The sequence below is a fragment of the Streptomyces sp. NPDC096040 genome, from assembly GCF_040303265.1.
Classification (GTDB): domain Bacteria; phylum Actinomycetota; class Actinomycetes; order Streptomycetales; family Streptomycetaceae; genus Streptomyces.
In genome coordinates this window covers 244,267-255,482 of the sequence record NZ_JBEOTA010000001.1, presented here as the reverse complement: position 1 = coordinate 255,482, position 11,216 = coordinate 244,267, and the positions used below count along the sequence as shown (strand labels likewise).

8 protein-coding genes and 1 pseudogene are annotated in these 11,216 nt (G+C 69.4%); 5 read left to right on the top strand and 4 right to left on the bottom strand.

What is annotated here, in order from left to right:
* Positions 1–298: 298 nt before the first annotated feature.
* A pseudogene (locus tag ABTY98_RS01155) lies at positions 299–970 on the bottom strand (PP2C family protein-serine/threonine phosphatase); the annotation flags it as partial.
* A 189-nt stretch (positions 971–1,159) separates the two neighbouring features.
* On the opposite strand from ABTY98_RS01155, the gene ABTY98_RS01150 reads away from it, so the two are divergent.
* A complete protein-coding gene (locus ABTY98_RS01150; protein WP_352218752.1) occupies positions 1,160–1,801 on the top strand; it encodes a carbonic anhydrase in 642 nt (213 codons plus the stop codon).
* A gap of 46 nt (positions 1,802–1,847) precedes the next feature.
* On the opposite strand, the gene ABTY98_RS01145 is transcribed toward ABTY98_RS01150, so the two are convergent.
* The gene (locus tag ABTY98_RS01145; RefSeq protein ID WP_352218751.1) at positions 1,848–2,825 is read right to left on the bottom strand and encodes an L-threonylcarbamoyladenylate synthase; all 978 of its coding nucleotides are present in this window, start codon (positions 2,823–2,825) and stop codon (positions 1,848–1,850) included.
* A 114-nt stretch (positions 2,826–2,939) separates the two neighbouring features.
* Here ABTY98_RS01145 and ABTY98_RS01140 point away from each other — a divergent pair, with 114 nt between their 5' ends.
* Positions 2,940–3,155, top strand: a complete 216-nt coding sequence (locus ABTY98_RS01140) for a hypothetical protein (RefSeq protein WP_352218750.1) — start codon at positions 2,940–2,942, stop codon at positions 3,153–3,155.
* A 115-nt stretch (positions 3,156–3,270) separates the two neighbouring features.
* Here ABTY98_RS01140 and ABTY98_RS01135 read toward each other — a convergent pair whose 3' ends face one another.
* The gene (locus ABTY98_RS01135) at positions 3,271–3,603 is read right to left on the bottom strand and encodes a group I truncated hemoglobin (RefSeq protein WP_352218749.1); all 333 of its coding nucleotides are present in this window, start codon (positions 3,601–3,603) and stop codon (positions 3,271–3,273) included.
* A gap of 230 nt (positions 3,604–3,833) precedes the next feature.
* On the opposite strand from ABTY98_RS01135, the gene ABTY98_RS01130 reads away from it, so the two are divergent.
* Entirely contained in the window at positions 3,834–4,163 is a 330-nt protein-coding gene (locus ABTY98_RS01130; protein WP_352218748.1) for a hypothetical protein, read from the top strand.
* Between the two features lie 452 nt (positions 4,164–4,615).
* The gene (locus tag ABTY98_RS01125) at positions 4,616–4,756 is read left to right on the top strand and encodes a hypothetical protein (RefSeq protein ID WP_352218747.1); all 141 of its coding nucleotides are present in this window, start codon (positions 4,616–4,618) and stop codon (positions 4,754–4,756) included.
* A gap of 368 nt (positions 4,757–5,124) precedes the next feature.
* Here the strand turns inward: ABTY98_RS01125 and ABTY98_RS01120 are convergent, their stop codons facing one another.
* Positions 5,125–9,243 (bottom strand): carboxypeptidase regulatory-like domain-containing protein, encoded by a 4,119-nt coding sequence (locus ABTY98_RS01120; RefSeq protein WP_352218746.1) that lies wholly within the window; start codon positions 9,241–9,243, stop codon positions 5,125–5,127.
* 617 nt (positions 9,244–9,860) lie between these two features.
* Here ABTY98_RS01120 and ABTY98_RS01115 point away from each other — a divergent pair.
* Positions 9,861–11,006: a helix-turn-helix transcriptional regulator gene (locus ABTY98_RS01115; protein ID WP_352218745.1), complete on the top strand. Its 1,146-nt coding sequence runs from the start codon at positions 9,861–9,863 to the stop codon at positions 11,004–11,006.
* Positions 11,007–11,216: the final 210 nt, after the last annotated feature.

Here is an 11,216-nt window from a genome sequence, read left to right as displayed (position 1 = left end):
GTGAGCGCGTCCGCTTTGACGGACCACCGCTGAGGTCTCTCGGATTCGATGGCGACGAATACGGTGTGCTGTGCCACGGCCTGCCGGTACGCGGCGTGGAAAGCGTCGGTGCCGGTGGCGTCCGGGATGAGGTGGGCGCGGCAGGGGACCGGCAGCTGCTGCCTAACGGGCATCGTGGCAAAACCCTGCCCCTCTCGGCTGTGTTGCCGGGGCGGACTGCCAGGGCCGCCATGCGACCGTATCAAGCCGGCCGCCTATCCCCATGGCCGCATGTTCGCCGACGACGACACTGGCCTGATCAGTACGGTCGGGTCGTTCGCTCCAGGCGGACGACGACGATGGCGATGTCGTCGTTGGCGCCGCTGGCGAGGCCCAGGCGGGCGAGGAGGGCGTCGGCGAGGTGGTCCGCGCCGAACTCGGTGCAGGTGGCGAGCGTGGAGGTCAGGCGGGTCAGGCCGGCGTCGATGTCCTCACCGCGGCGTTCGATCAGACCGTCGGTGTAGAGGATGAGGGTGTCGCCGGGAGTGTAGGTCGCGTTGGCCTGGGGGCGGGGGATGTGTTCGGGGCGGGCGCCCAGCGGTGGGTCGGTGGCCTGGTCGAGCAGCTCGCAGGTGCCGTCCGGGTGCAGCAGGACGGGCGGGGGGTGGCCGGCGCTGCTGTAGATGAGCAGTTGGCTGTGGCAGTCGACGAGGACCTGGACGGCGGTGGCGGCGAGTGCTCCCTCGACCGAGCGGGCGTACAGGCCCAGGACCTCCAGGGCTTGGGCGGGACCGTGGACGGTGCGGGTGGCGGCGCTCAGTGCGCTACGGAGCCTGCCCATGACGGTGGCGGCCATCAGGCCGTGGCCGACCACGTCGCCGACCGCGACGGTGAAGCGGTCCGCGGGCAGGTCGACCGCGTCGTACCAGTCGCCGCACACGTTCAGTGATCCGGTCGCGGGCAGGTAGCGCACGGCGATATTCGGGTGCCGGGTAGTCGATCTTCGGTGTCACAGGCATTCCCTGCCAGTCGCTCGCTCTTCAATCTACGGAAGGTCCAGCTCCCGCGCCCGCCGACCTCGCTCGTGGGCAGCGGGTTGCAGTGTGTGACGGCGTCACGGGAAGAGGCTTACGCATGGCCAGGCGATGCGACAGCTGGTGCCGGGTCCTAGGCTGCGGACATGACCGAGATCCAGACCCCGACGCTCCGCGACGCCTTCGAGCTGCTGCTGGCCGGTAACCAGCGCTTCGTCGCGGGCACCCCCGAGCACCCGAACCAGGACGCCACCCGCCGGGCCGAGATCGCACCGTCCCAGCAGCCCTTCGCCGTGCTGTTCGGCTGTTCCGACTCCCGGCTGGCCGCCGAGATCATCTTCGACCGCGGCCTGGGCGACCTGTTCGTGGTGCGCACCGCAGGCCACGTCGTGGGCGCGGAGGTGCTGGGCAGCATCGAGTACGGGGTGGACGTGCTGGGCTGCCCGCTGGTGGTGGTGCTCGGTCACGACTCGTGCGGCGCGGTCGGCGCGGCCTGCGCCGCGCTGGAGGACGGCATCGCACCGGCCGGCTACATCCGGGACGTCGTCGAGCGGGTGACCCCCAGCGTGCTGGCCGCGAGGGCCGCCGGACGGGTCGAGCCGGAAGAGATCCTCGCCGAGCACATAAGGCACACCGTGGACCTGCTGCTGGACCGCTCCCGGGTGCTCGCCGAGAAGGTCGCCGCCGGCCAGGCCGCCGTGGTGGGCCTGTGCTACCGCCTCGCCGACGGCAGCGCACAACTCGTCGCGGCCCGCGGCCTCGATGTGGCAGTGCCCGCCGCGTCCTGACCGCCACGGCCCTGGCTGCTCGGGCACGCCACCCATCCGATGCTGCTTACTCGCAAGGCCGGGGCCCCGCGGCGCGGCGGAGCCGGTTGGCGATCGCCAGTCCCAGACCCTTCTCCACCGGCAGGGAGGCGACGATGAGGTCGCACCCCTGCTGGTCGAGCTCGCGCAGGAACCCGTACAGCCCGCGTGCGTAGGCGGCCACCGAACCGGGAACCGTCACCACGGCGTGCGCCTTCACCGGAGCATCGGTGAAGGAGGGGGGAAGAAAGACGCCCACCTGGTGCCCCAGTTCCTGGGCGCGCTCCGCTTCGGCGACGACCTTCTCCGGCCCCACGAGGACGACCCGCGCACGCGGCGCGTAGTGGGACGGATGCTGGCCCGGCACCCGAACGCGGCTCGTCGAGGGCACCGCGAGCGGGCGTCCCAGCACCGTTTCGAGGTCCTCGCGTGTCACCCCGCCGGGCCGAAGGATGGTCGGGGTATCGCCGGTGGCGTCGACGATGGTCGACTCGACGCCGACCTCGCAGGGGCCGCCGTCCAGCACGAAGTCGACCCCGTCACCGAGCTCGGCACGGACATGGTCCGCCGTGGTGGGGCTCACCGAGCCGAAGCGGTTGGCGGACGGCGCCGTGACCCCGCCGCCGAAGGCGGACAGCAGCGCGAGTGCGACGGGGTGGTCGGGCACGCGCACGGCCACCGTCTCCAGGCCACCCGTCGCTTCGAGGGGAACGCGGGGACCGCGCCGCAGGACCAGCGTGAGTGGCCCCGGCCAGAAGTGTTCGGCCAGCAGGCGCGCGGTTCTGGGCACGTCCTGGACCCAGTCGTCCAGACGCTCCGCGCCGCCGATGTGGACGATCAGCGGGTGGGAGGGCGGGCGTCCCTTGACCTCGAAGATGCGCGAGACCGCGGCAGGATCCTCGGCGTTGGCGCCCAGACCATAGACGGTCTCGGTCGGGAGGGCCACCAGCCCTCCGGCACGCAGCACCTCGGCCGCCTTCTCGATGTCACTGGTTCTTGCCGTCACCCCCGCAATCCTATTCGGGCCCACCCCGTACAAGACCACGGCGGAGTCCATGGCCGAGCGCGGCGAGGGCCGCACCGTCCGCGAAGTCGCCAAGAAGTAGGAAGGAACCGCCTCATGGGATGTGGCTGCGGCGGCAACCGCAAACGATCCGCCGGCGTACAGTCCCTCGCTCGCCCGGGCAAGACGACCTACGAGGCCGTTCTCGACGGCGGAAAGGGCCGCGTCGCCTTCACCACCAGCAACAAGCCCCTCGCGGACAGCCTGTCTGGGAACTACCTCGGCAGCGTCGTCCGCCCGCTCGGTGCCATCACCACATCTGCGGAGGTGTGAGTACATCTGGCTATCCGGCCTTGGGGAAACTTCACCGAACTGCGCACTCATGTGTACGAGCAGATCCGGTCGGCGAAGCGTGGGAAGGCTGGCCAGGCCGACCGTCCCTGAAGCATCAGGCGGTGACGATGTCCTCTTTGAGTGGCAGCAGGGTCTGCGCGATCGTGCCGATGGTCTCCTCGCCCACGCCCGCCTCGGTGAGCGCCCCGGCCAGATGGGTCACCACCCGTCCGAAGGCGTCCTCCGTGACGGCCAAGTGCTCGTGGGCCTTGCGCATCGAACGCCCGGAGTAGGGGCGGGTGGTCCCGAGGGCCTGCCCGATGAAACGGCGCTGGTGCTGCTTGAGCCGGTCTAGGACGACGGCCCCGACGGCCTCCTCCCCTCCGAGTTGTTCGAATAGGGTCGGGGTGGCTGCCGGGGCCGGCGTGCCGGCGGTGATGTCGGTCATGGCGTCAGGATTGCCACACCGTCTTGCCGCAGTGTGAGGGAGCGGTTACCAGGCTGTCAGAACGCCCTCAGTGGCGAATCTGGGCCCAGGGAAGTTTTCGCAACGGTCTTCTCACGTGCCGAGTGGACGCCTGAAACACCGTTACAGGGCGTCAGATACGCCTCCACCTCGCTGAACTACCCAGGCAACCAGCCCCAGTTGGAGCTGGCAGTCAGGCACAGGTAGCGCAAGTGCTCGCGCGACCGCGGCCGACCGAGGCGAAGGTCGCCGAGGTGGCGGTCGCGGTCCGCGGCGCACTGAAGAAGGCCGCCCGCGAGCGCTCCAATACCTCCTGGCCGTGTGACGTCGCCCGGTGCTTCCACGTCGGCACCGCGGCCAAGAAATTCGTCATCGGATTCACCGCTGGCCTCGTATCAGGTTTGACGTTCGGCAGAGCGAAATCCCTTTACGCGAAGGAAATGGAGAAGGCGATAGCCGCCGCACGCAAACCCGTCATCAGAGTCCTGGGATCCTCGGCCTGGTCCGCCATCAGCCGGGGCGTCGCCCAAGCAGGCCTATAGTGCGAGAGCGGGTCCGGCCACCGTGCCGGGCTCCGCCCTTTTCACACGAGATCGGAATCATGAACAGAGTTCTCTGGTACGTGGCAGGCCGTGCGCGCGGCTATTCGCTGATCCAGTCGGCAGTCTGTGCGCTGCTGGTCGCTGGGTTCACGGCCGCCGCGGAGGGGACGCCCGACAGAAACGCGGGCGACCAACTGGTGGTGCTCGCGCTCATCTACCTGGGTCTGCTCTGCGGACTCACGCTGCTCGACGGCGCCGGAGGCCAACGTCGCCACCTCGCACTCCCGCAGCATCACGGTCAAGGGCGGTGTCGCCTGGAACATGGGACGGTGCCGTCAGATCCTGCTGCACCTCGACGGCGTGAAAGTCGGTGACCAAGGACCCGGGCGACCGGCGATCTGTGCGCCGTACGCACAGCGCACGGCGGAGTCGGCTACGCCCAGGTGATCGAGGTGTCGGCCGCCGAGCTGGGAACGGCTACACAGTTCGTCGTGCACAGCCGGCCCAGGTTCCACATCGCCACCTTCGACCTGGGCCAGAACCTGGTCAACGTCAGGGACATCGTCGAGCGGCAGAGCACACGGCAGCCCTGAGCCCGTCAATGCGCCGAGATCCCGCCCCGGACACTTCATCGACATCGAAGCCAAGGTGCTCCCCGCCCTCAACCCCGGCGACTTGGGGACGTTGATCGTGCGGGCCTGTGCGACTCGCATCGTCTCGCCGAGGCCCTCGCCCGGGAAGGGAGTGATCCCCTTGAACAGACCCCCACCCCGGGAACACCACTGGCCACACGCCTGGGTTTCTGATGGCCACCAGCCTGGACACCCCGCGGCCACCTGCCTGGGCATCTCAATGACCGTTGACATACGGCTTCGTCGTCGGGTCCGGCGAGCGGGTTCCGCCAAAAGCCGCGGTGGGCCGATCCCCTCCGGGAGCGGCCCACGGTGGCTTTCGACCAGGTCTACTTTCTCTTGAGGGTGAAGTTCTTGGTGACGGTGGACTTCTTCTTGATCGTCACCGTCGCGACGGTCGGCTGGAAGCCGTCCTTGGCGACGATGACGGTGAGCGGGTTGTTGCGGACGTCGAGCCACAGCGCGTACCCGCCGTCGGCGTCCGTCGTCAGCGTGTAGCTCGTGGCCCAGGTGTCGATCTGGACGGTCGCCCCGGCGATCGGCGCGGTGCCGCCGGCGGCGGTGACCCCCAGTACCGTTCCGGTGATCTTGCCCCAGGTGCTGGGCGGGGCGACGTGCATCTCCACGGGCAGCCGGGGCACGGAGTACGGCGTGTCGGTGCTGAAGGACAGCTGGGCGGTGAAGTCTCCCGGCTGGGTCACCTCGGCCACGGAGGCGTCCAGGGTGATCTCCACCTTCGAACTCTCACCGGGCTGCAGGGTGAGCTGCTGCTCGCTCTCGCTCAGCCAGCTGACCTCGCCCGTTTCTCCCTGGTCGTATCCCGGCAGCACTTCCACCGTTGTTGCGGGGGTTGCGAGCGCGACGCCGCCACCGACCTTGAAGAAGCCGAGCGCGCCTCCGCCGCGGTAGCTGGCGGTGTCGGCGTTGGGCAGGGCGGTCCAGGTGCCGGCCTGCGGGTCGAAGGCGAAGGCCTGGTTGGTGATGCTGTTCTGGGTGACGCCGCCGGCGGTGACGAGCAGGCCGTTGGCGGAGGTGTACGCGGAGCCCCAGAGGGTGTTCGGCAGGTCGGCGACCTGTGACCAGGCGTTGCTGTCGGGGTCGTAGACGTAGGAGTGCTTGACCTCGGTGGTGCCGCTCACACCACCGGCGCAGTAGAGCTTGCCGCTGATGCCGGCACAGGAGCTCCAGGAGATCTGCTCCGGGTAGTCGGCCACCGTGGACCAGCTGTTGGCGGCCGGGTCGTAGGCGGTGACATCCGTGCTGCCGCAGGACTGCGCCCCGCAGCCGCCGACCACGTAGAGCTTGCCGTCGAGCACCGCGCTGCCTGAGCCCGCATAAGGCTTGGGCGAGGCGGCGCCGGTGGTCCAGGTGTCGCTTCCCGGGTCGTAGATCTCCAGCTTGGAGTCGGGGCCGCCGTCGGGTCCCCAGCCTCCGACGGCGTAGAACTTGCCGTCGATGAAGCCACGGGCGGGGTCCTCCCGGGTGTCCGCGGCGCCGGCCAGTTTGGTCCAGGTGCCGGCGACCGGATCGAGGACGTACATGTCCTTGGTGTCGGCGCTGCCGTCGAAGCCGAATGCGGAGTAGACCTTCCCGTCGTTGGTGGCGACGGCGTTGTCCATCAGCTTCACCGGCAGGTCGGCGGCGGCCTCCCAGGCGTCACCGGCGGCTCCCGGGGTCACCTTGGCGGTGCTGCCCGCGGCGGCCGCGGCGGCCTTGCTCGACAGCGGGGAGTACGTGCCCTTGACCAGCTTCCGCGGAGCGCCGTTGACGGACGTCATGCTGAACTTGCCGGGCTGTTCCCCCAGTTTGACGGTGGCGGCGGCCGTGCCGGTGTTCTTGACCGTCAGGGTCTTGGTGGTCTGCGCGCCCCAGCCGACCGACCCGGTGACCGAGGTCTTGTCGAGTGTCACCTGCCCGGCGCCGAGTGCGAAGTCCGCGCCGACCGCGCTGTCGGCCTGCACCTTCACCGTCTTGTCGAGCCCGGTGTAGTGGGCCTTCGTCGCGGTGAAGTCGTGACTGCCGAGGGAGGAGAACAAGGCGTAGACGCCGTCACCCAGGGCGGGGTCGTCGGGGGTGGGGAGGGTGACGGTGCTCTGCTTGTCGTTGTCCTTGCCGGCCACGGTGGCGCCGACCAACCCCGCCGAGGTGTTGGCATCCGTCACGGTGCCGGTGAGCAGACCGCCAGGGAGGGATGTGATGTGGCGCTGGCCGACGAAAACGTTGTCAACCTTCCACCACCAGCCGAACGAGCCGGTGAAGTGGAAGCGCAGTTGCACCGATGTCTTGCCGGCGTAGTCGGTCAGCGGGAGTTCGACCTTCTGCGCGCCGTAGGTGGTGCCGGTGGCGGACCAGATCTTGGTCCAGGTGGCACCGCCGTCGGTGGTGGCGTCGACGTCCGCGCTCTGGCCGCCGATGGCCCAGTAGTCGTTGGCGAAGGACATCTCCGGGGCGGCGTTGTCAGTGAAGTCGTATACGGGGCTGAGCAGTTGGGAGTCCTGGTGCGCCCCTCCGCCGTAGTGGTCGCTGTCGACGATGGCGAACCCGCCGTCGCCGCCGGTGGTGTTGCCGCGCGAGCCCGGGTCGTCGAACGTCCAGCCGCCGGTCGTCCCGTCGGCGTTCACCACGCTCCAGTCCTTCGGGGCGGAGTCGGTGGCGTCGAACGGCTCGGTGGTGCCTTCGTCCCGCACCGAGTAGCCGGCGGGGACGGTGGCAGCCCACGGGTCGGCCGGCACCAGGACGTTCAGGCTCTGGTCGGAGTCCGCGACCGTGATCTTCTCGGTGCGCGACGTGTAGCCGGGATAGGCGCTGTCCACGTGCAGGGTGTACTCGTGGCCCTGGGGCAGCTTCAGGTCGAAGGCACCGGTCAGGGGGTCGGTCCACACCGGGCCGCCGGGGACGCCGTCCGCGGTGATCTTGGCGTAGAGCGGCCAGCCGTGGCCCGAGCCGTCGGTGACCTTGCCGGAGACCGTCCGGCTCGGGACCGGGGTCAGGGCGAAGTTCTTGGTGAGGGTGTCGCCGTCGGCGAGGGACACGCCGGAGGCGGTGCCGGCGGCGTAGCCGTAGGCTTCGACGGTGATGTCGTAGCTGCCGACCGGCAGGACGAGCGAGTAGGTTCCGTCGGCGTCGGTGGGCGCGGTGCCGCCGCCCTGGGTCGTGACGGTGGCTCCGGCGACCGGCTTGCCGGTGCTGTCGTCGGTGACGGTGCCGGAGAGCTTCCCGTGCGGGCCGCTGCGGAACGCGGCCAGGCCGTCGGGCGTGCCCAGACCGGTCGGGCCGTCGTAGCCGGCGCCGGCGGTGCACAGGTACGCGGGGGTGCAGGTGCCGTTGTCGCCGGTGGTCACGTCATGGAGACCGGTCCCGGAGGCGGCGTACGGATAGGAGTTGGGGTACGTACCCGCGACGGGGGTCCCGGCGGCCGCGTACACGCCGGCGATGATCGGCGAGGAGGCGCTGGTGCCGCCGTACACCTGCCAGCCGCCACCGCCATAGGTCTGGTAGACCGCGACGCCGGTGGCCGGGTCGGCGACGGCGGAGACGTCCGCGACGGTGCGCTTGTCGCATCCGGTGTCCGTCTGGAAGGCCGGCTTGGGCTCATAGACGGAGCAGCCGGATCCCGGGCCGAGTCCGTTGCGGTTCCAGACCGACTCGGACCAGCCGCGTGCGGTGTCGGAGTCCCGGACCAGCGAGGTGCCGCCGACGGACGTCACGTAGGGGGAGACGGCGGGGTAGGCCACTCCGTAGTCGCTGTCGCCCGAGGAGGCGACCACGGCGACGCCGGGGTGGTTGTAGTGGGCGTCGTACGTCGTCTCGTCGGGGCTCTCGCCGCTGCCCGGGGCGCTGCTGTAGTTGGTGCCGTAGGAGTTGGAGACGTACTTGGCGCCGAGCGCGACCGCCTGGTCGACGGCCGACCCGAGGTCTTCGAAGCTCGGCTGGTCCGCCTCGATGAGCAGGATGTGCGCGTTCGGCGCGGCCGCGGAGACCATGTCCAGGTCGAGCGAGATCTCACCGGCCCAGCCGGAGTCGGGCGCGGGGTAGTCGGTGCCGCCGCGCTGGTCGACCTTGGTGAAGCAGCCGTTGGCGGCGGTGCAGGCGGACAGCCCGTACTGCTCGCGGTAGACGGCCAGGTCGGCCTCGGCGCTGGGATCGTCATAGGCGTCGACGATGGCGATGGTCTGGCCCGCACCGCCGTCGGCGGGAAGGCTGTAGGCGCTCTGCAGGTCGGCGGCGCCGTAGCCGCTGGGGGCGACCGAGGCGGCCAGCAGGCCCTTGACGGCCTTGGTGTCGGTGCGGCGCAGGGCGAAGCAGGCGGCCTCGCCCTTCCTGGGAGTCGAGCAGGAGGGTTCGAGGGCGGCCTTCTTCTTGGCCGATGAGACCGATGAGACCGATGAGGCCGATGAGACGGACGGCGCCGCCGCGTGGGCCGGGATCTGTATGCCCAGGAACGTCATTGCGGCGGCGCTCAGGACTGTCAGGCAGGCCGCGGCTCTTCGGCGTAAAGCTGAACTGGTTCTTGCTGAGGTACGCAAAACGTCACTCCCCAGTTTGTCCTGCAAGGGTCGACCCGTACACGGTTACCGGTCGACGGCGAATGCGGGTATTCACCTTCGCCACCGTCAATTGGCGTACTTCAAAGCGCAGATGGCGATAAACGTGGTGTTACATGTCCATGTCATGAAGACATTGCCATGCAAACCAGGACAGACGAGATGCCGGCTGTGGTGCGATTGACACCGCTGGAAATCACTTACGACACCCCGATCCGGGGTCAGAAATAAAGCCGCACGCCAATGCGGCCCACCGCTCAAAAAGCGTAGGGCCATTTCCGTACGGTAATGATTCTCAGTCAGCTGGAGACGGCCGGGGACCAATGCGCAAACCCTCCGGCGGCCACGGGAGTTGTCGAGCCGGAACATGTGGCCAAAACGGAGGTCACCACGCCGATGACCTGTGAACATCCTGATCTCGGCAGCCACGCCTGACAAGATCCGCCGTCTGCGGGCCCGCGCAGTTGCGCACTTGCGTAGCATCGGCGTGAGCCTCGTTCCGATCTTCCGAGGAGTCGCTGATGGACGTGTCCTCCCTGGATGCGTTGTGGGCAGGCACGGGCCTGGGCGGTGCTGCCAGGCAGGCACTGGAATATCTGGTCAGCCATGCGGACTCGGACGCGGACGCGGTCGCGGCAGGGATCGGCGTGTCAGCCGCGACGGCCCGGACCGCGCTGGGGTCGTTGGAGGCCGAACTCCTGGCCGTACGCGTCGGGGAACGGCCCACCCGGTGGAGCGCCAGCCCGCCCCGCTCCTCGCTGGGCGCCCTTCTGGCCCGCAAACGACAGGAGTTGGCCAGGGCGGAGCTGTACGCGGAACAACTCCACCAGGTCTATCGCTCGGCCCCGGGCACGCAGATCTCCTCGGACCTCTTCGAGGTCGTCGAGAGCGACGAACAGGTCGGCGCCCGCTATGCGCATCTCCTGAGGGGCAGTCGGCGCGAGGTGCTGCATTTCGCGAAGCCGCCGTATGTGACCTCGCGGCTCACCCCTACCGATGCTTCCACCGCTGCGGGCGCCACGGTCCGTGCCGGTGTCCGGCTCCGGTCCGTGTACGACAGCGACGGGATCGGGGACGACGGATGCCTGGAGACGGCCCTCCGGGGCGCCGCGGAAGGGGAACTGCGGCTCCTGTCCGGACTGCCCATGAAACTGGTCATCTTCGACGGCGTCGCGGCGATCATGCCGCTGCGGAGGGACGACCCCGCCGCGGGCTCACTCGTCGTGCACTCCTCGACGCTGCTGGACGTACTGGCCGCCCTCTTCGAGAGTGTATGGGAGCGTGCGGTGCCCCTCTCGCTGGAAAGCCGGCCCGCCTCACCCACCGCGAACGCCGAAGGACAAGATGGCGTTCTCCACAGTCGGACGCGGGACATCCTGCGCCTGATGGCCGCCGGGATGAAGGACGATGCGATCGCACGCGCCCTGCGGCTCAGCCGACGGACCGTTCAGACGCATATCAGCGATCTGGGCAGGCAGCTGGGCGCACGGACCCGCTTCCAGATCGCTCTGCTGGCGCAGGAACGCGGCTGGCTCGGGAACCCGGAGAAGCAATCGCCGCTCCTGGCCCGTCCAGCCGGCTCATCGCCACCGTCGACGGCACCCTCCACCTCGGCAGCGACCAGTCCGAAACCTCGCCGATCACCGCCCGGTTCACCGGCGAACTGAGCAGCACCCAGCAGCAAGCCGTGGGCCAACGGGCGGACACCAAGCGGGTACTTCGGTCGCACCGCCCGGCTCCGGCCGCCAACTCCCTTCCACGGCTGGACTACACCCACACACCGGTCCGCCGCGGTCTGCTGGCGCTCGGAGCCGGACCCAGATGGGCGGGGAAGCCGCGCACTGCCTTGCGAGACCTGGCGGATGCACTCAGGATTC